21 protein-coding genes are annotated in these 21,255 nt (G+C 69.2%); 6 read left to right on the forward strand and 15 right to left on the reverse strand.

Annotated features, from left to right (window positions below):
- Nucleotides 1-44 precede the first annotated feature (44 nt).
- The 6 genes from Q9R33_RS14415 to Q9R33_RS14440 form a co-directional block, all read right to left on the reverse strand.
- Nucleotides 45-1,607 carry a hypothetical protein gene (locus tag Q9R33_RS14415; RefSeq protein ID WP_311294197.1) on the reverse strand — a complete coding sequence of 521 codons (1,563 nt, stop codon included), beginning with the start codon at nucleotides 1,605-1,607 and terminating at the stop codon, nucleotides 45-47.
- Complete coding sequence (locus tag Q9R33_RS14420; RefSeq protein ID WP_311294198.1) at nucleotides 1,597-1,938, reverse strand: helix-turn-helix transcriptional regulator; 342 nt, start codon at nucleotides 1,936-1,938, stop codon at nucleotides 1,597-1,599. Before Q9R33_RS14420 ends, Q9R33_RS14415 begins: the two co-directional genes overlap by 11 nt.
- Nucleotides 1,935-3,044: a site-specific integrase gene (locus Q9R33_RS14425; protein ID WP_311294199.1), complete on the reverse strand. Its 1,110-nt coding sequence runs from the start codon at nucleotides 3,042-3,044 to the stop codon at nucleotides 1,935-1,937. Before Q9R33_RS14425 ends, Q9R33_RS14420 begins: the two co-directional genes overlap by 4 nt.
- A gap of 486 nt (nucleotides 3,045-3,530) precedes the next feature.
- Complete coding sequence (locus tag Q9R33_RS14430; RefSeq protein WP_311294200.1) at nucleotides 3,531-4,874, reverse strand: M20/M25/M40 family metallo-hydrolase; 1,344 nt, start codon at nucleotides 4,872-4,874, stop codon at nucleotides 3,531-3,533.
- A gap of 55 nt (nucleotides 4,875-4,929) precedes the next feature.
- Nucleotides 4,930-6,357: an anaerobic C4-dicarboxylate transporter family protein gene (locus Q9R33_RS14435; RefSeq protein WP_310246422.1), complete on the reverse strand. Its 1,428-nt coding sequence runs from the start codon at nucleotides 6,355-6,357 to the stop codon at nucleotides 4,930-4,932.
- A gap of 127 nt (nucleotides 6,358-6,484) precedes the next feature.
- Entirely contained in the window at nucleotides 6,485-6,934 is a 450-nt protein-coding gene (locus tag Q9R33_RS14440) for a hypothetical protein (protein WP_056367223.1), read from the reverse strand.
- A gap of 88 nt (nucleotides 6,935-7,022) precedes the next feature.
- On the opposite strand from Q9R33_RS14440, the gene Q9R33_RS14445 reads away from it, so the two are divergent.
- Nucleotides 7,023-7,943 carry an AEC family transporter gene (locus Q9R33_RS14445; RefSeq protein ID WP_311294201.1) on the forward strand — a complete coding sequence of 307 codons (921 nt, stop codon included), beginning with the start codon at nucleotides 7,023-7,025 and terminating at the stop codon, nucleotides 7,941-7,943.
- A 44-nt stretch (nucleotides 7,944-7,987) separates the two neighbouring features.
- On the opposite strand, the gene Q9R33_RS14450 is transcribed toward Q9R33_RS14445, so the two are convergent.
- The 3 genes from Q9R33_RS14450 to Q9R33_RS14460 are packed head-to-tail and all read right to left on the reverse strand — an operon-like array spanning nucleotide 7,988 to nucleotide 9,572.
- Nucleotides 7,988-8,257 carry a DUF6510 family protein gene (locus Q9R33_RS14450; RefSeq protein WP_311294202.1) on the reverse strand — a complete coding sequence of 90 codons (270 nt, stop codon included), beginning with the start codon at nucleotides 8,255-8,257 and terminating at the stop codon, nucleotides 7,988-7,990.
- The gene (locus tag Q9R33_RS14455) at nucleotides 8,257-8,982 is read right to left on the reverse strand and encodes a ferredoxin reductase (RefSeq protein WP_311294203.1); all 726 of its coding nucleotides are present in this window, start codon (nucleotides 8,980-8,982) and stop codon (nucleotides 8,257-8,259) included. The genes Q9R33_RS14450 and Q9R33_RS14455 overlap by 1 nt, the downstream gene beginning before the upstream one ends.
- The gene (locus Q9R33_RS14460; RefSeq protein ID WP_082496893.1) at nucleotides 8,979-9,572 is read right to left on the reverse strand and encodes a sulfite oxidase-like oxidoreductase; all 594 of its coding nucleotides are present in this window, start codon (nucleotides 9,570-9,572) and stop codon (nucleotides 8,979-8,981) included. The genes Q9R33_RS14455 and Q9R33_RS14460 overlap by 4 nt, the downstream gene beginning before the upstream one ends.
- Before the next feature lie 186 nt (nucleotides 9,573-9,758).
- Here Q9R33_RS14460 and Q9R33_RS14465 point away from each other — a divergent pair, with 186 nt between their 5' ends.
- Nucleotides 9,759-10,316, forward strand: coding sequence for an HdeD family acid-resistance protein (locus tag Q9R33_RS14465; protein WP_056367218.1), 558 nt, complete (start codon nucleotides 9,759-9,761; stop codon nucleotides 10,314-10,316).
- A 68-nt stretch (nucleotides 10,317-10,384) separates the two neighbouring features.
- Here Q9R33_RS14465 and Q9R33_RS14470 read toward each other — a convergent pair whose 3' ends face one another.
- On the reverse strand, nucleotides 10,385-12,364 hold the full coding sequence (locus Q9R33_RS14470) for a S9 family peptidase (protein WP_311294204.1): 1,980 nt from the start codon (nucleotides 12,362-12,364) through the stop codon (nucleotides 10,385-10,387).
- Between the two features lie 4 nt (nucleotides 12,365-12,368).
- Entirely contained in the window at nucleotides 12,369-13,142 is a 774-nt protein-coding gene (locus tag Q9R33_RS14475) for an SDR family oxidoreductase (RefSeq protein WP_311294205.1), read from the reverse strand.
- Nucleotides 13,143-13,184: 42 nt separating this feature from the next.
- Between Q9R33_RS14475 and Q9R33_RS14480 the strand changes: the two genes are divergently transcribed.
- From Q9R33_RS14480 to Q9R33_RS14495, 4 genes are all read left to right on the forward strand, one after another.
- Nucleotides 13,185-13,679, forward strand: coding sequence for an NfeD family protein (locus Q9R33_RS14480; RefSeq protein ID WP_056367215.1), 495 nt, complete (start codon nucleotides 13,185-13,187; stop codon nucleotides 13,677-13,679).
- Nucleotides 13,676-14,677 carry an SPFH domain-containing protein gene (locus Q9R33_RS14485; RefSeq protein WP_311294206.1) on the forward strand — a complete coding sequence of 334 codons (1,002 nt, stop codon included), beginning with the start codon at nucleotides 13,676-13,678 and terminating at the stop codon, nucleotides 14,675-14,677. Before Q9R33_RS14480 ends, Q9R33_RS14485 begins: the two co-directional genes overlap by 4 nt.
- Complete coding sequence (locus Q9R33_RS14490; RefSeq protein WP_311294207.1) at nucleotides 14,674-15,462, forward strand: glycerophosphodiester phosphodiesterase family protein; 789 nt, start codon at nucleotides 14,674-14,676, stop codon at nucleotides 15,460-15,462. Before Q9R33_RS14485 ends, Q9R33_RS14490 begins: the two co-directional genes overlap by 4 nt.
- Nucleotides 15,463-15,588: 126 nt before the next feature.
- Complete coding sequence (locus tag Q9R33_RS14495; RefSeq protein ID WP_311294208.1) at nucleotides 15,589-15,972, forward strand: RNA polymerase-binding protein RbpA; 384 nt, start codon at nucleotides 15,589-15,591, stop codon at nucleotides 15,970-15,972.
- Nucleotides 15,973-15,996: 24 nt separating this feature from the next.
- Here the strand turns inward: Q9R33_RS14495 and lnt are convergent, their stop codons facing one another.
- The 4 genes from lnt to tatA all read right to left on the reverse strand — a co-directional run bounded on the left by lnt (nucleotide 15,997) and on the right by tatA (nucleotide 21,190).
- On the reverse strand, nucleotides 15,997-17,553 hold the full coding sequence (gene lnt / locus Q9R33_RS14500; protein WP_311294209.1) for an apolipoprotein N-acyltransferase: 1,557 nt from the start codon (nucleotides 17,551-17,553) through the stop codon (nucleotides 15,997-15,999).
- Nucleotides 17,554-17,603: 50 nt separating this feature from the next.
- Entirely contained in the window at nucleotides 17,604-20,102 is a 2,499-nt protein-coding gene (locus Q9R33_RS14505; RefSeq protein ID WP_311294210.1) for a DEAD/DEAH box helicase, read from the reverse strand.
- Nucleotides 20,099-20,860 carry a twin-arginine translocase subunit TatC gene (gene tatC, locus Q9R33_RS14510; RefSeq protein WP_056367211.1) on the reverse strand — a complete coding sequence of 254 codons (762 nt, stop codon included), beginning with the start codon at nucleotides 20,858-20,860 and terminating at the stop codon, nucleotides 20,099-20,101. Before tatC ends, Q9R33_RS14505 begins: the two co-directional genes overlap by 4 nt.
- Before the next feature lie 66 nt (nucleotides 20,861-20,926).
- Entirely contained in the window at nucleotides 20,927-21,190 is a 264-nt protein-coding gene (gene tatA, locus Q9R33_RS14515; protein WP_056367210.1) for a Sec-independent protein translocase subunit TatA, read from the reverse strand.
- Between the last annotated feature and the right edge of the window lie 65 nt (nucleotides 21,191-21,255).

A 21,255-nucleotide genomic window follows, 5' to 3' on the forward strand; every position in this document is an offset into this window, starting at 1 on the left:
GCGAGGGTAAACAGCCCCAACGTTTCCAATCGGGCGATGCGGGGTCAACCGCCGGTCGCCCGCGCCCGAAGCGTTACGTAGTCAGCCATTGGTGCGCCGGCTCGCCCGGCGTGGAGCGTGATGGTCTGGCCACTGTAGCCGAGCAGGTCGATGAGGCTGCGGGCGTCCACCTGCCGAGTAAGGTCCTGCAGAGTCGCGTTGCGGGCGCGTTGTGGGTCGATTCCGAGGACTTTCAGGCGCTGCCCGAGTGTGGCTTCGTGAAGGTGGCCGCCGGCTTTTCGGCCGGGGAAGAGCCAATCCGTGCCGGTGTTCCCGGTGCGCTGGTTATCGGGTGATGCGAAGTACGTGCCGAAGGTCGCGGCGAGTTCTTCTGGCACGATCGTGGGCGTCTTGCCGAGTTGGAGGTAAAGTCCGTCGACTCGTCGTAGCGCGTGGCGCTGCTGCAGCATGACGATGCGGTTGAGGGGTTGCGCCCAGAGCAGGAAGATGAGGCCCGCGATCCTGGTGGACGCGACGACTTGCTCGAGTTCGATGCAGTTGCGGACCATTTCGAGCCGCTGATCCTGGGTGACCATCGGCAGCGATTTTGCGACGCGGTGTGGGGCGTCCACGGTTCGCTGGCGGTGGCTCTTTCCGCGCTGCAGCCAGTGCAGGTAGTTCCGGATGTGTTTCCGGGTCGTCGCGCCTTCGCTGAAGTACTCGTCGACGTGGGCTTGCTGGATGCCGGCGGGGCCGACGTTGTAAGCGGTGCGGAGCCAGACCAGGAACTTGCCGGCTTCGGTGATCTCCTGCTTGGCGGCGTGGGTGACGGTGTCGAGGTTGACCGCGTTGGCGTGCTTCTCCTTGTCGCGGATGCGGCGGAGGTGTCGCCATGTAGCGAATTGTTCGATGCTGCTGCGGGTGCCGTCGTCGGGAAGCTGCGCCAGACGTGCCGTGAGCCAGAGTCTGAAGCGGGCCACCGGTTCACTGCCTCTCCGTGGGAGCGCGCCATGGTGGATCAGGAGGGCGCGGATGTGTTCGGCGGCTGTGGAGCGGGGCAGGGCATCGAGGGCTTCATGGGTGAGCGCCAGCTGCCGGTTGCCGATGCGGGCGAGGAGGTCGTTCGCGCGCCTCCCGCGGAGGTAGCTGATGATGCTTTCTGGGCGGTCGGCGCTGGCCAGTGCGTTCACGAGTAGGCGGAGCTGGCGGTCGGTGCCGGGCTGGAGCAGCTCGTCGAGGTCGTCGTCGAGAGCGCAGCGCGCGCAAAGCCCACGCCGGTGACGCTCGGCTTCTCGTCCGCATCGGTCGCAGGTGAGGTTGGTTGTGATGCGGGCGCAGTCGCAGCAGATCGGTTCCCCGGCTCGGCTCCGGCCGGGCGTCATCCGGTGGGTGTGACAGTGCGCGCAGGCGCCGTAGGTGTGCGTCGCGGCGGTGAAGCAGGCACCGCAGATCGATCCGTCGGGCCAGCGGACGCGGATGCGGGCGACGTTGTGATGGCAGCGGTCGCAGCGGAGGGACCCGCTGCTGCGAGGCCGGCCGCGGCGGTTCGGTTCGGTGAAGGTCCGCAGGGTCGGCGGCCGGGCGGAACCGTTACCGTCGGTGCTCGGGCGACCGGGTTCAGTCGTCATCGTCGTCGAGGATTCGCGCACGGGTGGGGCGATAGTCGCGGATGTCGGGGAGCCGATCGCCGGCGGCGCGCTTGGTGCGGATGGTGCGCGCGTCGCGGGCGGTGTAGGTGATGAGCTCGTCGAGGGTGACGTCGAGGGCGTCGGCGAGAGCGACGAGCATCTGGATCGAGATGCGCTCGGGGTCTTCTTTGACGATGCGCCAGATCGCGTTGGCGGTCAGCGTGATGCCGCGTTCATGGAGGAGTGGGGCGAGCTCCTTGGCGAGGTAGATGTTCCGCCGCGCCATGATCTCTCTCACGCGCCATGTGTAGCTGATCTCGCGTCGTGTCATGGTTCTCTCCTTCGTGGGAGTTGCTTCGCGGCCGCCAGGGTCCGCTCATGGATCTGCTGCAATGCGCGGGTCTGGTAGTCGGGGGAGGGGAGGGCGTATATGGAGGTCGTGGACGCGTGTTCGTGTCCGAGCTGCATCTGCACGAACGCGACGTCGAACCCTTCGCCGGTGATGAGGTGGGTGGCATAGGACCGGCGGAAGGAGTGGATGTCGAGCCCCGGCGGGAAGCCGAGTTCGTCAATGAAGGCGCGGAGCCGGCCGAGCAGGTGCGATTCGCCGACCACGTTGCCCTTGCTGGTGGGGAACAGGTCGGTGAGAGGCTCGCCGTAGTGGGGGAGACCGTTCGTGACCCAGTCGCGCAGGACGTCGACACTCCACTCCCAGACGGTGAGCACCGAGCGCACCTTCTTCGCCGAGCCTCGGTGAGGTTTGCCCCACCGCACCCGGACTACGCCGTAGTCGCCGAAGTAGGGGGCCCTGTGGTTCCGGGACAGGTCGACGAGCTGGAGGTGGCGAAGCTCGTTCGAGCGCAGCCCCCAGCTGTACGCGGCCTTCAGTGCGACCGCGTCGCGCCACGCTGCGATCGGGGCGCGTCGGCCGGAGTTGATGACACGCTGCACTTCGAGATCGGCCAGGTCGAACAGCTGCTGCAGCTCACGCTGGGTGAACGGCCGCTTCGCCGGCCGAGCATCGGTCGGTTGAGCGTGGCTGATCCGGTTGAGCTCGGTGATCACCTGCGCGAACCCGGCGCCGAACAGGCGCGCGCACTGCTCGTTCCAGTCGTAGCGGGGATCGCACGCGAAGTCGCAGAACAGTTTGATCGCCGTCTGGTAGGAACGCACGGTCGCGTGGGCAAGATTGCGGATGCCGCGGGCGTGGGAGAAGAAGTCATCGGCGTCCGCGATCGTCCACTGCCACGGGTAGTGCCCGCTGAAGTCGACCAGCTGCATCACGAGGGATCGGCGAGAGCTGATCGTGCCCGCCGAGAAGTCCTTGGCACGCTGCTGACGCTCCCAGCCATCGAGCACACTCTCGAGAAAGAAGTCCGGGTCTGGAGCGGAGCCGCCGAACGGCGCGAAGAGCACCACGTTCGAGTCCTCGTCCACACCGCCTCCTCGCGCCTGAACCCGGTTGCAAGAATCGCACACAGTATGCAGTTCTTGCTACAGAGAAGCCAGAAATCCCTGGTCAGGCGCCATGCAGCGCAGATCTTCTCAGCGGTCGCGCTTGTACCGCTTCGCGCAGACAGCAGCATGACGGACCTCAAAGAAGTCCCGGTCAGGGGCGCATTCGTGGGGAGCGGTAGGCGTTACCCAGTTTCTCTCTATGTGCGAATCTCGCACATAGAGTCATTCCGAGTTGACATAATGTGCATTATCGGCGCGACGGAGAAGGAGCGCGAACGGAACCCCTTCCAGACCCCCGCGCCAGAAGGGGTTCCCAGAAGGGGCTCCATCACCGAAGTTCGCCCACGCGCTCCTGCCCACGCGCTGAATCGCCACGCACACGAGACAGTGTCAACCGGATGACTTTCCCTGATCGTGTTACACCGCTGTAGTTCCGTCGCACACCGCGGGTCGCAGCATCCGTCGTCATCCGGCGAATTCGCGGATGAACAGCGTCTGCGCGACGATCATCCGCTCGATCTCCTTCGGGTCGACCGATTCGTCGGACGCGTGGATGCGCGCGAGCGCCGTGTCCTCGGCGCCCCACAGCACGATGGCCGCATCGGGAGCGATCTTCTTGAACGACGCCACGAGCGGGATCGATGCGCCGCTGCCGATGGACTCCACGTCGGCACCGTAGGCCTCGCGCAGCGCGTCCTCCGCGGCGACGATCGCCGGGTGCGACTCATCGACGGCGAACGGATGCCCCACCTTCACCTTCTCGACGACCACTTCGGCGTTCCAGGGCCGCTGTGACCGCAGGTGCGCCATCAGCGCCTCCAGCTGGGCGTCGCCGTCGGAGCCCGGGATGATGCGCATCGACAGTTTCGCCTTCACCTCGTTCAGCAGCACGTTCGACGCCTCGGTCGTGTTGGGCAGATCCATGCCGAGGACGGTGACGGACGGCTTCGCCCAGATGCGGTCCGACAGCGAGCCCGTCCCGAGGAACTCCACGCCCGGAAGGATCGCCGAGCCGCCCCGGTACACGTCCTCGTCCATCTCCGCGCCATCCCAGTGGCCGCTGTCGACACCCGGGATCACCGTGTCGCCGTTGTCATCGTGCAGCGTGTCGAGGATGCGGATCATCGCGGTGAGGGCGTCGGGTGCCGCTCCCCCGAACTCTCCCGAGTGCACGGGGTTCGCGAGCGTCCGCACTGTGACGGTGCAGGCGACATCGCCACGGAGCGCCGTCGTGAGACCCGGCCGGCCCGGCGCCTGAGGGCCGATGTCGGCGATGACATACGCGTCGGCGGCGAACTTCTCGGGGTTCGCCTCGACGAAGGCCTCGAGGTGCGAGATCGTCTCCTCCTCCCCCTCGACGAGGATCTTCACGCGGCACGGCCGGTCGGCGCCGAGCAGCTTGAGGGTCGCGTAGTGGATGACGAGCCCGGACTTGTCGTCGGCGGCGCCGCGGCCGTAGATGCGCCCGTCCTCCTTCGTGACCGGTTCGAACGGCGGTGTGGACCAGCGCTGGCTCTCGGGCGCCGGCTGCACGTCGTAGTGGGCGTAGAGCAGCACCGTCGGCGACCCCTCGGGTCCCGCGAGGTCTGCGAACACACACGGATACCCGTCGGGGACGTCGACGAGCGACACCCCGGTCGCGCCGGCGGCCTCGAACAGCTCCACCACGGCCCTACCCATCTCGTGGACGGGTGCGGGATCGAAGCCCGGGAAGGCCACGGACGGGATCCGCACCAGGGTCTCGAGGCGCTCGATCACGTCGGGCATGAGCGCAGCGGCGCCCTCCGCGACCTCGTTCGTGTCGGACATGCTTGCTCCTCTCCGCACGCGGACGCGCGCTCAGACGCCGTGGACCCCGGTCGGTTCAGGCCGGGATGATGAGCTGGATCAGCAGACCCGAGGCGACGACGGCCACCCACGAGACCAGCATCGGGATCGTGAAGGAGTGCCAGACGGGCACTTGGGTGAGCTTCGTCGAGCCGGTCTGGTCGGTCTCGACGGACGCGATCTGCGAGCCGTTCGCGGGGAACAGCCAGACGCCGATGAGCGACGGCCACATCGCCGTGATCACTCCCGGCGCGAGCCCGGCGGCGAGCGCGATCGGGATGAGGGTGTTCGTGGTCGCGGACTGGCTGGTGGTGAGGCCGCAGACGAGGAACAGCGCGACGGCCAGCAGAAGCGGGTTGGACTCGATCATCGCGCCGAGCGGCTCGATGATCGTCTCCTCGTTCGCCGAGATGAAGGTGTCGGCCATCCACGCGATGCCGAAGAGGGCGACAGCGGCGACATAGCCGGCACGCAGCAGCGGCTGCTCGACCACGAGCGACGGCTTGACCTTGCGCACGAGGATGATCACGAGGGCGACGGTGAACATCACCATCTCGATGACCGGCGACATCCCGATCGGCACGAGCTCGCCCTCGTCGTTCGGGAACGCCGGGCGCAGCGAGGGGAACAGGCCGAGCGTCACGACCAGGAGCGTGCCGGCGATGAAGATCCACGCCGCCGTCGCGCCGCCCGGAGGCACGGGGTGTTCCACGGGCTGCACCTTCACGGCCTCTCCCCCGGCGGGTGCGCCCAGACTCGAGGTTCCGGCACCCGCGCCGCCGCCGATCTTCGCGGCGTACGCGGCCTTGAGCGGCGCCGGCACCTCGACGGTCCCCTCCTCGACGCGCTTGAGGAACACGGGGTCGTCGAGCAGGTTCTTGCCGATGCGCTGCTGCACGAACGATGTGGCGATGCACGCGACGATCGCCGCCGGAACGGTCACCGCCAGGATCTGCGGAAGGCCGTACCCGGTGCCGTCCATGAGCACGAGATAGGCCGCCATCGCCGCCGACACGGGGCTCGCGGTGATGCCGAGGCCCGAGGTCACGGTCGACGCCGCAAGCGCGCGCTCGGGACGCTGTCCGTTGCGGTAGGCGGTCTCGTAGATCACCGGGATCAGCGCGAAGAAGATGTTCGACGTGCCCGACAGCACGGTGAACACGAAGGCGACGAGCGGCGCGACGAAGGTCAGCCGGGCGGGATTGCGCTGGATGATCTTGGAGGCGATCGCCACGAGGTAGTCGATGCCGCCGGCCGCCTGCATCGCCGAGGACGCCGTGATCACCGCGATGATGATGAAGAACGCGTCCACGGGAGGCGATCCCGGCTCGAGTCGGAAGACGAACACCAGGATCGCGGTGCCGACGACACCCCAGAGCCCGAGTCCGATCCCGCCGGTGCGCACGCCCATGACGATTGCGCCGATCACCACGCAGGCCTGCAGGATGACGATCACTGTCTCCATCGAAACCCCCGAATCGACTTCCCCTCAGCGCCGACGATAGCGACGCGCGGCTCCGGCGTCGAGGGAGTCGCAGGAAGTGACTTCCGTCACTCCCGCCCCGCCGCGGAACCACGCGAGGCGGCGACGGTCACACGACCCAGTGGCCGCCCCGCATGAGCACGCGGCCCGCCAGTTCGTTCGATTCGCGCCACGCCTGGATCCGGGTCGGCCGCAGCACGAGGAACACGTAGCCGGCGAGTCCGCGCGGGTCCCAGTCGGCCTGCGCCGCATAGGCCTCGCCCAGCGGTGCATCGTCGTCCACGCCCGCCGACCGCTCGAGCACGACGTCGATCACCGCCACGTCACGCGTCGGACCGACCGCGAGTCGCGCGACCCCGGACGCACCGAGGTTGCGCGCGGTCACCGATCCACCTTCCAACGCGATGACCGCCCGGTCCTCGATCCACGCGAGCGACAGCGGCACGAGATGCGGTGCCGCCTCCGCGGATGCCGTCGCCACCCAGACGTCGGCCGCCGGAGCCGTCAGCGCCGTGAGCAGATCGGCCTTGCGGGTCACGCGGTCACGGGGTTCAGGCATCCGTCGCTCCTTGGTCTCGGCGGGTGTCAGTCTGTCAGACGGTGACGCGCGATTCGCACCGCAGAGAACGACTTCCTAGGCTCGAAGCATGCTGGAGTCGCTCACCGGGTTCGTCGTCGTGGGCGTGGCGATCCTCGTGGGCTGGATCCTCGGGCGCATCGATCTGCTCGGCGAGCACGCGCGGCCCGTGCTCGCGCGCCTGACCTTCTTCGTGCTCTCCCCGTTCCTGCTGTTCGTCGTCCTCGCGCAGGCCGACGTCCACACCCTCTTCTCGGCGCTCCTCCCGGTGTCGGCGATCGCGGCCGTGGCCGTCATCCTCGTCTACGCGGTCATCGCCCGTCTCATCTGGCGGCGCTCCGCCGGCGAGACGGTGATCGGCGCCCTCAGCGCGGGTCAGGTCAACTCGAACAACATCGGCATCCCGCTGTCCCTGTATCTCCTCGGCAGCGCAGCGTATCCCGCGCCGGTCATCCTCATGCAGCTGCTGGTGTTCACCCCGATCACGATGGCGATCCTGGATGCTGTCACCACCGCACGCGCATCGCTGTGGCGCGCGGTGGCCCGGGTGGCGACCAACCCGATCGTGGTCGGCTCGGTACTGGGCACGCTCGTCTCCGTGCTCGGGATCGAGCTGCCGCCCGTCGTAATGGAGCCGGCGATGCTCATCGCGAACGCGTGCGTGCCGATCCTCCTGATCGCGTACGGCATCTCGCTGCACGGGCAGCGCGTGCTGGGGGCGTCGGGGCGCCGGCGCGACATCGTTCTCGCCACGATCCTGAAGCTCGTCGCGATGCCCGTGATCGCATGGGCGGTCGCCGAGTTCGTGTTCGGCCTCTCGCCGCACGACGTGCTCATCGTCACGGTGCTCGCCGCGCTGCCCACGGCGCAGAACGTCTTCAACTACTCGCAGCGCTACGACGTCGGCGAGACGATCTCGCGCGACACCGTGTTCCTCACGACGATCGGCTGTGTCCCGGTGCTGATCCTCGTCACCCTGCTGCTCGGCTGACTGCTGCTCGGCTGACTGCTGCTCGGCTGACCTGTCTCACCGGGCTAGGGCCGCACGATCTCGTGCAGCATCCCGAGCACGAGCCGCATCTCGTCCCCGTCGCGCAGCACGGTGAAGAGCGTGTGGGTGCAGGAGCGGCAACGGACGATCGCCGCCGTCTCGTCGATCTCGACGACGGCCTCCGCCAGCGGCGCGGCATCGCCGCATCCGCCGCACACGCCGACCAGCGCGGTGACGTCGGTGCCGAACACATCCCACAGCAGCCCCGCCGCGGCGTTGCCGTCGACGACGCTCGCGGCGTTCTCGGCACGCATCATGCACCTCCGAAGCGTTCAGTCCTGATCCGGGCGGGCTCATGGCCCGACCCGACGAGCGCGTCGGCGACGTGCTCGACGAACCCCGTGGGTCCGCACACGTACACGATCGGCTCCTGCGACGGCTCCCACGTCGCCGCGCGCAGTGCGTCCTCGTCCAGCCGCCCGACCGGATCCGTCCAGCCGTCTGGCGCCGCGCGGGTGTACCGCCACGTGAGCCCCACTCCCCCGTCGTCGGCCAGCCGCTCGAGTTCATCGCGATATATCGCGTCGCTCGCCGTGCGGACGGAATAGAGCAGTCGGACGGATGCTGCAGCCCCGGCATCCGTCGCAGCCCGCACCATCGCCATCAGCGGCACGATTCCCGACCCCCCGGCGATGAGCTGCACGGGCCCCTCTCCCCCGGGTCGCCACACGAAGTAGCCCCCGAGGGGCCCCTTGACCTCGAGCTCGTCGCCCGGCAGCACATCCTCCACGAGGTACGGCGACACCTCGCCCTCGGGGATCTCGTCGACCGCCAGTTCGATCGTGTCGCCGGGGCCGTACGAACCGAGCGAATACGACCGCACCGCCTGGTAGCCGTCCTCGGCGGTGAGCCGGATGTCGACGTGCTGACCCGCCGTGCTGCCCGGCCAGCCCGGCACCTCGAGTCGCAGGATGCGCGCCGACGGTGTCGCGGGCAGCGCCTCGAGGACGCGGCCGGGCCGCCAGCCGCCGACCGTCACCAATACCGCTCCTCGGTCCAGGGATCGCCGTGCATGTTGTACCCGTTCTGCTCCCAGAATCCGGGCTCGTCGTCCTGCATGAGGGTGAGCCCGCGCACCCATTTCGCGCTCTTCCAGAAGTACAGGTGCGGCACGAGCAGCCGCGCCGGCCCGCCGTGCTCGGGGTCGAGCGGCTCGCCCTCGAACTCGAACGCGACCCACGCCTTCCCGCCGAGCAGGTCCTCCATGGGCACGTTCGTCGTGTAGCCGCCGTAGGAGTGCGCCATGGCGAACTCGGCGTCGGTCTCGACCGTGTCGAGCAGGGTGTCCAGCGACACGCCGCGCCAGGACGTGCCCAGCTTCGACCACCGCGTCACGCAGTGGATGTCGGTGTCGACGTCCTCGATCGGCAGGGCCATGAACTCGTCCCACGTCCACGAGACCGCGTCGCCGCCTTCGGTGCGGATGCCGAAGCGCCAGTCGTCCTGCTCGATCCGCGGCGTCGGACCGGCCGACAGCACGGGAAAATCCTCCGTCAGGTACTGCCCGGGTGGCAGCCGCGGATCGCTCTCGCGGCGACGCGCTCCGAACCCTCTCGATACGACGGCCATCGAAACCTTCCTCCTGCACGCCGCGCCGGGCGCGCACGCTCACGGTCACGCACGCTCACGCTAGCGCGCTGCGGCCCGCCGAGGCGATGGGCATCGGGCAACACACGTTCATGGTCGCTTGCAAGTTCGATGTGGGGTCTAAGCTTTAGCCGCACCACGTACAGGGAACTCTCAGAAAGGCCCCTCATGTCCACTGCATCCGAAGCCGAGAAGTCGGCCGTCAACGGAATCCGCACGGCGCTCGGCGTCGGCGGCGTCCTCGCCATCATCGTCGGCATCCTGATCCTGGTCTGGCCGGGCAAGACCGCCGCGGTCATCACGGCGATCATCGCGATCTATGCGATCGCCGCCGGCCTCGTCTACGCCGGGCTCGGGATCTTCTCGAAGACCAAGGGCGGCTGGGCCCGCGTCGGCCACATCGCGCTCGGCATCCTGTTCATCATCGCCGGCGTCGTGGCCCTGTTCAACCTGGGGCAGACCACCGCGTGGCTCGCGCTGTTCCTCGGCATCCTCATCGGAATCATGTGGATCGTCGAAGGCATCGTCGCGCTGTCGACGCTCGGCGACGCGTCGTCGAAGGGCTGGTCGATCTTCTTCGCCATCCTGAGCATCATCGCCGGTATCGTCGTGCTCTTCGCGCCGGTCTGGGGTGTCGCGATCCTCTGGTGGATCCTCGGCATCTCGCTCGTCGTGCTCGGCATCATCAACGTCGTCCGCGCCTTCACCTTCAAGGGCGACATCTGATCCGCGCCTGAAACGCCGTCGGCCCCGGGAGCGGAAGCTCCCGGGGCCGACTCGTGTCTGTGATCGGATCAGCCGACCGGCAGGTGGCGGTCCCACCAGTCCAGCACCGCCTCGAAGCGCTGGACGCGATGCCGCGGCTGACCGGCGCGCGTGAGCTCGTGGTTCTCGCCGGGGAACACCAGCAGTTCGGCCTCGGTCCCCTGGCGCTTGAGCGCCGAGTAGTACCGCGTCGCCTGCTCGAGCGGGCAGCGGAAGTCCAGCTCCGAGTGCATCACCAGTGTGGGCGTCGTCACCTGGCCGACGACGGCCATCGGGCTCTGGCGCGCGATGTCCTCCACCGAGACTCCGACGTACTCGTCGCCGAAGAACGAGCCGATGTCGCTCGTGCCCTGGAACGAGAGTGGCTCGAGGAAGCCGCGCTCCACGATCGCGCCCGCGAACCGGTGGTCGTGGGCGATGACCCACGCCGCGAGGTATCCGCCGTACGACCCGCCCTGCACGCCGACCCGCTCTCCGTCCAGACGGGCGTCGTCCGCGATCGCCCCCTCGAGGAAGTCGATGACGTCGGCGAAGTCGACAGTGCCCATCTGCTGACGGATGCTGCGGCCGTGCGCCCGTCCGTACCCCGCGGATCCGCGGGGGTTGGAGTACACGACGGCGTATCCCGCATCGACGAGCACCTGCGTCTCGTCGAACAGGTGCACCCCGTACGAGGCGAAAGGCCCGCCGTGGATCTGCAGGATGACCGGGAACGGTCCCTCGCCCTCCGGCGTCGCGACCCATCCGTGCACCGGGTAGCCGTCGCGCCCGGTGACCGTCAGCTCCCGCGGGAGGACGATTCCGGATGCTGCGGCCCGAGCCCCGAACGAGGTCAGCGTCCGCGCGGCACCGGCCTCGATGAGCACGAGCTCGCCGAACGAGTCGGGCTGCGACACGGCCGCCACGATGCGGCCGCCGCCGGTGGCGTGGCCGCCCACCTCGACGTCTCCGCCGAGGACCTCGGTGACCGCACCGTCGCGCGTGACGCGCAGCAGTCGCACGCGGCCGCGCGCGGCATCCTGCACGAGGAAGCCGTCGCCGTCCACCCGCACGTGCCCCTCGCCGAAGTTCAGCGCATCGGCGTCGGTGACGCGACGCGCACCGCGGCCCTCGAGGAGCCACAGTCCGACGCCGGGGGCGATGAAGTCCACGCCGTCGCCGACCTCGTGCGCGAGGAGGGCGATCGTGCCGTCGGGGGCGACGACCGCGTCGTAGATCGCGATGCCGGTGTCTGTTCCCAGCACCTCACGCTGCCCGGAGCCGTCCACCGCGAGGGCGATGAGGCGGTCGCGCAGATCGCGGCGGTCCGACTCGATGTCGTCGGGAACGGTGAGGATCTCGCGTCCGTCGGACGTGAAGACGACCCCGCCGTGGGATGCCGTGCCCTCCGTGAGCTGGCGCGCCTCCGCGGCGACCAGCGTCTTCTTGGGCGGCGTCTCGTCATCGGGGCGCACCGCCGATGCAGGCTCGTAGAACGGCTCGGCGTCCACAGCGGGCGCGGCGATCACGAAGACGTGGGCGGGCCGGTCGCCGATGTAGCCGAGGCCGTTCGCGTGCCACCGCACACCGGTGATGTGGCGCGGCGCCTCGGCCGCAGCATCCAATCCCTCCACGCTGCCGTAGCGGCCCTTCTCGGGCACGCGCGCGACGAAGGCGATGCTCGCACCGTCCGGCGACCAGGCGAAGTCCTCGACGCCCAGCACCGCGTCGGTCGCCTGCACCGGCTCGCCGCCGGCAGCGGCGGCCACGTGCACCTGCGGCTTGCCCTTGGCGTCGCCGCGCACGAACGCGATGCGCGTGGCGTCGGGAGAGAGCTGGGGGGCGCCGTCGGCGGTGCCGCGTGTGAGGCGGCGCGGCGTGCCATCGGGCAGATCGACGCGCCACACCTGTCCGACATTGCGGTTGGCGGCGATGTCGGGGCGCGAGGTCGCGAAGACGGCGAACGAGCCGTCGGCGGCGATCTCAGGACGCCCGACCGAGACGAGGGTCTCGATGTCGTTCGCCTTCATCGGGTCACTCCGTCCCGAACGACGAGACGTCGCCGACGAGACGGGTGTTGTCCGCAGGCACCGGGTCGAGCGCGGCCTGCGCGACCTCGGCGGCGAACTCCGACACGTTGTAGAGCTTGCCCGCATCGTCGCGGCGGGCGGCGATCGCGCCCGGGTTGGCCCGCTCGAGCAGCGTCGCCGTGATGGTGCCCTCGATCATGTCGCCCGAGACGACGACGAACTCGACGCCGCGCTCGGTGAGGGCGGGGATGCGCTCGCGCAGGGCGTCCTCGCCGGCGCGCTTGGAGAGCGCGACCGGCTCGTACTCGGGCATCGTCGGGGTGGTGCGGATGAAGTGCGCCTGGTGGCTCGTGACGAAGACGACGCGCGAGCCGTCGCCGAGCAGGGGCAGCGCGGTCTCGAGCACGTTCACCTGGGCGTCACGGTTGAGCAGGAGCGCGTAGTCCTCGGCCATGCCCGACTCCATGCCGCCCGACGCGTTGAGCACGAGGATGTCGAGCGAGCCGAACGTGTTCGCGACCTCGTCGAACATCGCCTGGACGGATGCGGGGTCGGTGAGGTCGGCGCCGACCACGAGCACCTGGACACCCAGTCCGCGCAGCTCGCCGGCGAGCTTCTCGGCGCGCGGAGCCTTGTTGCGGAAGTTGATGACGACGTTCGCCCCGGCCTGTGCGAGGTAGCGGGCCGTGTCGGCGCCGATGCCGCGGGACGAGCCCGTCACGAGGGCGGTCTTGCCGCTCAGCGAGCTCTCGGAAAGCGGGGTCAGAGTCTGAGTCACGTGTAGACCCTACCTGCTAGGTTCGAGCTGAGGAGGCGCACCGTGGAGCTCATCGAGGTCGTCGAACAGTGGGCATGGATCGGCTGGCTCGTGCTGATTCTCGTGTTCCTCGTGATCGAGATGCTGACGCTCGACTTCACGTTCCTGATGCTGAGCATCGGCGGCCTCGCGGGCCTCGTCACCGATCTGCTCGGCGCTCCGATCTGGCTGCAAGTGATCATCGCCGCCGGCGTCGCCGCCGCCCTCGTGCTCCTGCTGCGTCCGCCCCTGCTGCGGCGATTGCGCCGCGGCGAGGACCCGACGCCGTCGAACGTCGACGCCCTCATCGGCCTGGGCGGCACCGTCGTCTCGTCGGTCGGCGCACACGGCGGTCAGGTCAAGCTCGCCAACGGCGACATCTGGACCGCGCGCACAGAAGCCGGCGACCTGCAGCCGGGCATGCGGGTGCGGGTCAGCCGCATCGACGGCGCGACCGCGATCGTGCGCTCCGACTCCCCCGACCCCCTCGCCCCCGCACCGGAGGACCCGCTCGCATGAACGACTTCACCTCGGCCATCCCGGCGGCGATCGGGTGGATCCTCGCGATCGCCGTCTTCATCTTCGTGCTGGTCGTGATCTTCCGCTCCATCCGGATCATCCCGCAGGCCAGCGCGGGGATCGTCGAGCGGCTGGGCCGCTATCACAAGACACTGACTCCCGGGCTGAATCTGCTCGTCCCGTTCATCGACCGCCTGCGGCCGCTGCTCGACATGCGCGAGCAGGTCGTGTCGTTCCCGCCGCAGCCGGTGATCACCGAGGACAACCTCGTCGTCTCCATCGACACGGTCGTGTACTTCCAGGTGACCGACGCTCGCGCCGCCACGTACGAGATCGCGAACTACCTGGGCGCCGTGGAGCAGCTGACGACGACCACCCTCCGCAACGTCGTCGGCGGCCTCAACCTCGAAGAGGCGCTCACGAGCCGCGACAACATCAACGGCCAGCTCCGTGTGGTCCTCGACGAGGCGACCGGCAAGTGGGGCATCCGCGTGTCTCGCGTCGAGCTCAAGGCCATCGATCCGCCTCACTCGATCCAGGATTCGATGGAGAAGCAGATGCGCGCCGAGCGCGAGCGCCGAGCGACGATCCTCACCGCCGAGGGCTCGAAGCAGTCGCAGATCCTCGAGGCCGAGGGCCGGCGGCAGGCCGAGATCCTCAAGGCCGAAGGCGACAAGCAGGCGGCGGTGCTGCGCGCACAGGGCGAGGCCGAGGCGATCCAGACCGTCTTCGACGCGATCCACACCGGCAACCCCGACGACAAGCTGCTGGCCTACCAGTACCTGCAGACGCTCCCGAAGATCGCAGACAGCGCATCGAGCAAGCTCTGGATCATCCCGAGCGAGTTCACGGAGGCGCTGAAGGGTCTCACGGGCTCCTTCGCCGGTGTGATGACGGATGCTGCGGCCAAGGGTCGCGCGCCCGCCGCGGGCGGCCCGGCCACCGGCGGTCCCGCGATCGGCGGTACGCCCCCCGCGGTCACCCCGCCCACTCCGTGACCCACCCCTGGTTCGAGGGAGTCGCGACGCCGCGCGTCCTCGCGCACCGAGGCCTTGTGACGCCCGATGCCGCGCGCGGCGGCATCGTCGAGAACTCCTTCGCCGCGATCGCCGCAGCGCACTCGGCCGGGGCGGACTACGTCGAGTCGGACTGCCACCGCACCGCCGACGGTGTCGTCGTCCTGTTCCACGACGACGACCTGTCGCGCGTGACCGGCGACCCGCGCAAGATCGCCGACGTGACGGTGCGCGAGCTCGAGCATCTGATGGCCGCGCGGGGTGGGCTCATCACGCTCGCACAGGCCCTGCACTCGTTCCCGACTGTGCGGTTCAATCTCGACGTGAAGGCGGCGGATGCCGCGACCGCCGTCGGCACCACGATCGCGCCGTTCGCCGACCGCGTGCTGGTGACGAGCTTCTCCGACGAGCGGCGGCGCGCCGCGCTGGGCGCGGCTCGGGCCGTGGGCGAGGCGTCGGGGCGCAGCATCCGTCCCGCCACCTCCGGTGGTCGCGGCACCATCGGACGCGTGCTGGCCGCCGTGTCGGCGCGCTCTGATCGGCTGGTCGCGCGAGCTCTGGCCGGTGTGGACGCGCTCCAGCTGCCCGAGCGGCAGGGCCGCCTGCGGATCGTCACACCGCGGCTCATCGCGGCGGCGCACCGGCATGGCGTCGAGGTGCACGTGTGGACGGTGAACACCCCCGATGACATGGTGCGGCTGGTCGAGATGGGTGTCGACGGCATCGTCACCGACCGCGCGGACGTCGCACTCTCCGCTCTCGCCTAACATGGGGTGGTAACGGTCCGCATCTCCCCCTGTGCATTCACCGTGAAAGGTCGATGAACAGGGCTCCTTCGGATGATCCGCTCAGGTCACTTCGTTATACCTGTACAGCGACGAGAGGACCACAAAATGGCAGACCGCAGTCTGCGCGGCATCCGACTCGGCGCCCAGAGCCTACAGAGCGAAGAGGGCGTCGTGTTCCATGAGCGCGCACAGCACATCTACTCGTGCACGTCGTGTGGACGTGACACGACTTTGACCTTCGCGGCCGACGCCGAGGTTCCGCCCGCTTGGGAGTGCCGCACGTGCGGTGCCGAGGCGCTGCTGCGGGTGGGTGACGGCACCGCGACCGTCGACCACTCCGGCGACAAGACGCCTCGCAGCCACTGGGACATGCTCCTGGAGCGCCGCACCATCCCCGAGCTCGAAGAGCTGCTCGAGGAGCGCCTCGCTTACGTCCGCGCCCGCCGCGGCGCCGGCGAGGCCGTGACGTTGGACAAGCTCAGCGCCTGACCCGCGCTCCGCGCGACGCCGGCCCTACGGGGCCGGCGTTTTCGCGTGCCCGCCGGAGCGGCGTCGCACCACGATGCCGAGTCCGGCGAGCACGATGACGCTGCCCCATGACACGAGCGCGTTCAGCCACGACCCGATGACGACCGCGGGCGTGAGACCCGTCCGCAGGGGCACGTCGGTGAGCATGTGTCCTGGTTCATCGGCCGGGAGCCCGTCGATGGTGGATCCGTCGGGCGCGATCACCTGACTCGTGCCGACCGTCGACAGGTTGACGACGGAGCGCCCGGTCTCGATCGCGCGCAGCCGCGCGACCGCGAGCTGCTGCAGGTTCTCGTCGGTGCCCCGGAAGTCGGCGTTGTTGGTCTGGAAGAGGTAGACGCGCGCGCCGTCGCGGGCGCCCTCCCACACGAGCGCGTCGTAGATCACGTCGAAGCAGATGGCGAGCCCGACGGCGGTGCCGTCGACGTCGAACACCGGAGGCGTCGTGCCGGGTGTGTAGTCACGGCCGATCATCCCGATGAGGTCGGGGGCGATCGACGCGTAGAACTCCCGATCTGGTACGTACTCCCCGAACGGCACAGGGTTGCGCTTGTCGTACGTCTGCTCGATGCCGGTGCCCTCGCGCCAGAGGAACGACATGTTGAAGTACTCCTCGCCGCGCTTGTCGATGCGGTTCGCGATCAGCGGCGCGCCCACCTGCCTGGCCACGCGGTCGAGGGCGGCCGCGACGACGGGTGACGCGTCGGGATCGACGTCGACGCTCCCCTCCGGCCACAGCACGACATCGACGTCCTCGGCGCCGAACAGCGGCCTCGTGGCCTCGTACTGGGACTCGAGGATGTCTCCGGCCTCCCGCTCGTCGAAGTAGCCGGCGGGGCCGTTGCCCTGCACGCTCGCGACGCGCATCGAGCCCGCGGGGGTCGTCGCCCACGCGGGGACGACCACGAGCGCGGTCGCGACGAGGGCGAGCACCCCGACCGGGAGGAGGGGACGGATGCCGCCACCCCGCGCCCGCCGCGGAGACCGGACGAGTTCCACCGCGGCGGCGACGAGCGCGACGATGAGGAAGGTGAGCCCGGCGGTGCCGGTCCACGAGACGACCTCGGCGAACGGGCCGTTCACCTGGGAGGTGCCGAGGCGCCCCCACGGGAATCCGCCGTACGGGAAACCGCCGATGACCGCCTCTTTCGCGGTCCACAGCCCCGCGACGAGCACCGCAGTCAGCAGAATCCGCCCGCGGCGGGGAACGACTTGCGGCACCCAGCGATAGGCCAGCGAGATGAGCACCGCGCCGCCCGCGACGAACAGCGATTCGAGGACCGAGAGCGCGAGCCACGGAAGCGGCCCCACCCACTCGGCGGTGAAGTCGACGTTGAGCAGATAGAACGCGAGACCGTAGGCGAGCCCCGTCAGGAACGCTCCCCCCGCCCGTCGCCCGATGAGCGTCAGGAGCGCCAGCGCGACCGACACGAAGGCCATCGGCCACCACGCGACCGAGGGGAAAGCCAGGTCGAACAGCACTCCGGCCAGCACCGAGAGGGGGACCGCCGCCCACAGCGGGAAGATCGGGCGAGGTGGCACGGGATCAGCCTAAGCGAGCGGAACGGCGATCCTTCGCCGCGTCGGCGCCGCTAGACGCCCGAGTACGCGACGATGCCGCGGCGCACGGCATCCAGCGCCTTGCGAGCCGTGCCCGCGATCGGCTGATCGGCGACGATCGACAGCTGGTCGAGCAGGTCGATGGTCTGCTTCGACCAGCGCACGAAGTCGCCGGCGGCCATGTCGGCTTCGATCAGCACGCGGTCGAGCATGCCGCCGCGCGCCCACGTGTGCATGGCCTGCGCGAGCCCGGCCGAGACCGGCTCGGTGCCGGGCAGCCGGTGCTCCTGCTCGAGGTCGTCGAGCTCCTGCCACAGCGACAGCGTCGCCTCGAACGCCGGACGGAACGCGCCGCGTGGCAGCCCCCGCTCCCCCGGGCCGCCGTCGTCGCGCCTCGGCTCGTACACGAGCGAGCACGCCAGGGCCGCGAGGGAGGCGGCATCGAGGTCCTTCCAGATGCCGCGCCGCAGCGACTCCGCGACGAGGAGGTCCCGCTCGCCGTAGATGCGGCGCATCGTGCGGCCGGCGGGAGTCAGCGCCGTCGCGCCGTCTTCGTCGATCGACACGTACTCGAGCGCGCCGAGCACGTCGACGACGCGGTCGAAGATGCGCGCGACGGTGCCGGTGCGGGTCTCGATCTGGCGACGCAGCCTGTCGATCTCGCGCTTGAGCTTCCAGTACCGCTCGGCCCACCGCGCGTGGTGCTCGCGGTCGGGGCACTGATGGCACGGATGCCGCTGCATCTGCTTGCGCAGCGTCCCGATGTGGCGCAGCCGCTCGTCGCGGGTGCGCCGCGACGCGTTGGCGTCCTTGCGGTTGAGCTTCTCGACGTCGCTCAGCTCACGGCGGATGCGCGAATACTCGGCGAAGTCGCCACGATCGCACGTCATCGCCTTCGCGTAGCCGGCGAGCGACTCCTCCTGCTCCTTGACCTGCCGTGCGAGCCCGACGACGGCACGGTCGGCCTGGAACTGGGCGAACGACGACTCGAGGATCTCGCGCGCCTTGGCCCGGCCGAACTGGTCGATGAGGTTGACCGCCATGTTGTACGTCGGCCGGAAGCTCGAGTTGAGCGGGTACGTGCGACGCGAGGCGAGGGCGGCCACAGCCTGCGGGTCGAGGCCCTCGGTCCATTGGATGACCGCGTGGCCCTCGACGTCGATGCCGCGACGGCCGGCACGGCCGGTGAGCTGTGTGTACTCCCCCGACGTGATGGCGACGCGGGCCTCGCCGTTGAACTTCTCGAGCTTCTCGAGCACGACGGTGCGCGCAGGCATGTTGATGCCGAGTGCGAGCGTCTCGGTGGCGAACACCACCTTCACGAGCTTGCGCTGGAAGAGCTCCTCGACGACCTCCTTGAACGCCGGCAGGAGCCCCGCGTGGTGCGAGGCGACGCCGCGTTCGAGGTTGTCGCGCCACTCCCAGAAGCCCAGCACGGCGAGGTCCTCCTCGAGAAGGGTGCGCGTGCGCTCCTCGATCACCGCGCGGATCTCGCGGCGCTCCTCCTGAGAGGTCAGCCGCACACCGGCGCGGCGCACCTGCTGCACGGCGGCGTCGCAGCCGGCTCTGCTGAAGATGAAGAAGATCGCCGGCAGCAGGTTGGCGCGCGAGAGCAGCTCGACGACGTCCGGGCGGTCGAGGCGCTCGATCCGCTGCACGTTCGCGGACCGCACGGGCCGCTTGCCGCCGCGGTTCGGACGGCGACGGGATGCCTCGTACCCCGCCTGCCGCGCACTGTTCGACGCCTGCACCCGATGATTGCGCTCGAAGTTCTGGCCCTTGAAGGAGCGGATGCGCATGAGCTCCTGGTTGACCTGGGCCGTCGCGATGCCGGCACGGTCGTCGAAGAGCGGCAGCAGGTCGCCGCGCACGAGCACGTGCTGCTCGAGGGGTACCGGGCGCGTTTCGGAGACGATGACCTCGGTGTCCCCGCGCACGGTGTCGAGCCAGTCGCCGAACTCCTCGGCGTTCGAGACGGTGGCCGACAGCGAGATCAGCCGCACGCTGGGCGCGAGGTGGATGATGACCTCCTCCCACACCGCGCCGCGGAAGCGGTCGGCGAGGTAGTGCACCTCGTCCATGACCACGTAGCGCAGTCCCCGCAGCGCCGGGGAGTCGGCGTACAGCATGTTGCGCAGCACCTCGGTCGTCATGACGACGATGCGCGCGTTGCCGTTGATGTTGGTGTCTCCGGTGAGGAGTCCGACCTCGCCCTCGCCGTAGACCTCCTGAAGCTCGCGGAACTTCTGGTTCGACAGCGCCTTCATCGGCGTGGTGTAGAACGCCTTGTCGCCGGGCTCGCGCATCGCCAGGTGCACCGCGAACTCGCCGACGATCGTCTTGCCGGCGCCGGTGGGCGCGGCCACCAGGACGCTGCGGCCTTCTTCGAGGGCGCGGCATCCTTCGATCTGGAAGGGGTCGAGCGTGAATCGCTGAGACGCGGCGAAGGCGGCCGTGATCGGGTGCGTCCGATCCAGGCGCGCCGACGCGCTCGCTCGCGCGTAGCGATCGGCGGGAGCGGGCTCGCTCACGGGACCTCGGGCGGCAGCAGGCCGGCTGCGCGGTCTCGCTTGGCCCTGCTGCGGTCGAACAGCATCGACAGCCCGGCTGCCCCGATGAAGAGCACGATCAGGATGCCCGCCAGCATCAGCATGCTCACGACATCGGCGGCCGGCGTGGCGAGGGCGGCGAACGCGGTCGCGACGATGACCGCGACTCTCCAGCCCTTGAGGATCGCCCGTCCCGAGATGATCCCCGCCAGGTTGAGGGCGACCAGGAAGACGGGCAGCACGAACGAGACGCCGATGACGATCATCAGCTTGAACACGAAGTCGTAGTACTCCGCGGCCGCGTAGAAGTTCACGGCGCCATCGGGGGTGAATCCCCACATCAGCTCGATGACGTGCGGCACGATCAGCAGCCCGACATAGCAGCCGATGAAGAACAGCGGCACCGCGGCGGCGACGAAGCCGACCGTGTACTTGATCTCCTTGCGGGTCAGCCCCGGCATGATGAATGCCCAGACCTGCCACAGCCAGACCGGCGCCGACAGGAACAAGCCGATCGAGAACGCGATCCGCATGCGCAGGTCGAAGGCGGAGGTGACGGTGCCGAAGTTCAGCGCCGAGAAATCGTCGCCTCGCTGTTCGGCGATGACGCGGATCGGTTCGGTGATCCAGTGGATGATCGGGTCGGTGATGAAGAAAGCCACCACCATACCTGCGAGCAGCCCGATCGCCGCGATGACGAGACGCCTGCGCAGCTCGAGGAGATGCGCGCCGAGCGACATCCGTTTGTCGCGCTTCGGCAGCTCCGGTCCGTCAACGGAAGCGGAGCCGGTTGCGGCCACCATCCGCTACGACTTTTGATCGCGGGAGCCGTCAGGGGTGCCGGGGGCAGCGGGGGTCGTCGTATCGGCGGTGGGTGCGTCCGCCACGTTCGCGGTGGTCGATGCCTCCGCGGCCTTGTCGTCGTCCTTCATCGCCTTCATCTCGCCCTTGAACACGCGAGCCGACTGGCCCATGCTCTTGGCGAGTGCCGGCAGCTTCGCCGCGCCGAACAGCAGAAGGATGACGACGAGCAGGATGATCAGGTGCCAGCCGTTCAGATTGCCGAACATGAGGTGCTCCGTCGTTCGCTTCAGCGGGGATGCCGCAAGTCTAATATGCCTGCGAGGCCGTCGCC

It is taken from the genome of Microbacterium sp. PRC9 (assembly GCF_031844125.1).
Taxonomy (GTDB): Bacteria; Actinomycetota; Actinomycetes; order Actinomycetales; family Microbacteriaceae; genus Microbacterium.

Coding starts and splice junctions, on each gene's coding strand:
- Q9R33_RS14415 (WP_311294197.1), bottom strand. CDS start 1,607: ATGACGACTGAACCCGGTCGCCCGAGCACCGACGGTAACGGTTCCGCC.
- Q9R33_RS14420 (WP_311294198.1), bottom strand. CDS start 1,938: ATGACACGACGCGAGATCAGCTACACATGGCGCGTGAGAGAGATCATG.
- Q9R33_RS14430 (WP_311294200.1), bottom strand. CDS start 4,874: ATGTCCGACACGAACGAGGTCGCGGAGGGCGCCGCTGCGCTCATGCCC.
- Q9R33_RS14435 (WP_310246422.1), bottom strand. CDS start 6,357: ATGGAGACAGTGATCGTCATCCTGCAGGCCTGCGTGGTGATCGGCGCA.
- Q9R33_RS14440 (WP_056367223.1), bottom strand. CDS start 6,934: ATGCCTGAACCCCGTGACCGCGTGACCCGCAAGGCCGATCTGCTCACG.
- Q9R33_RS14445 (WP_311294201.1), top strand. CDS start 7,023: ATGCTGGAGTCGCTCACCGGGTTCGTCGTCGTGGGCGTGGCGATCCTC.
- Q9R33_RS14450 (WP_311294202.1), bottom strand. CDS start 8,257: ATGCGTGCCGAGAACGCCGCGAGCGTCGTCGACGGCAACGCCGCGGCG.
- Q9R33_RS14460 (WP_082496893.1), bottom strand. CDS start 9,572: ATGGCCGTCGTATCGAGAGGGTTCGGAGCGCGTCGCCGCGAGAGCGAT.
- Q9R33_RS14465 (WP_056367218.1), top strand. CDS start 9,759: ATGTCCACTGCATCCGAAGCCGAGAAGTCGGCCGTCAACGGAATCCGC.
- Q9R33_RS14470 (WP_311294204.1), bottom strand. CDS start 12,364: ATGAAGGCGAACGACATCGAGACCCTCGTCTCGGTCGGGCGTCCTGAG.
- Q9R33_RS14485 (WP_311294206.1), top strand. CDS start 13,676: ATGAACGACTTCACCTCGGCCATCCCGGCGGCGATCGGGTGGATCCTC.
- Q9R33_RS14495 (WP_311294208.1), top strand. CDS start 15,589: ATGGCAGACCGCAGTCTGCGCGGCATCCGACTCGGCGCCCAGAGCCTA.
- tatC (WP_056367211.1), bottom strand. CDS start 20,860: ATGTCGCTCGGCGCGCATCTCCTCGAGCTGCGCAGGCGTCTCGTCATC.
- tatA (WP_056367210.1), bottom strand. CDS start 21,190: ATGTTCGGCAATCTGAACGGCTGGCACCTGATCATCCTGCTCGTCGTC.